We start from the raw sequence: 291 nt of genomic DNA, 5'->3' as shown, positions 1-291 counted from the left end.
TGGCACCTGAGTAACAGCTATCGAAGAAAAATAATATTTTGCCGCGTAATGAAGCGAGCTTTCGTTTGAGCACATCTTTTCCGATCGATGTCAACTTCAGCTCTTTCGGGTCTGCGTCGATTGGAAGAAAGGTGTAACCGATTGAGGGCTCATTTCTTCCATGTCCAGCAAAAAATATGACACCAACGTCATGCTTAGTTACTTGCTTTTGCAGCCATTCTAGCCCTTGGAGAATACCTGTTTGAGTTGCATCCTGATCTATCAATAGTTTGATTTCAACTTGTTTGTAGA

At 41.9% G+C, this 291-nt stretch carries 1 protein-coding gene; it reads right to left on the bottom strand.

The genetic code is table 11. The annotated features are described in order from the left end of the window. A partial coding sequence (locus ACO0KZ_RS20520) for a caspase family protein (RefSeq protein WP_422998653.1) occupies positions 1–291 on the bottom strand: 291 nt, incomplete at both ends.

The sequence above is a fragment of the Undibacterium sp. Di24W genome (genome assembly GCF_049340325.1).
Classification (GTDB): Bacteria; Pseudomonadota; Gammaproteobacteria; order Burkholderiales; family Burkholderiaceae_D; genus Undibacterium.
The sequence above is the reverse complement of the archived record's forward strand: the minus strand, read 5'-3'. Positions and strand labels throughout refer to the sequence as shown.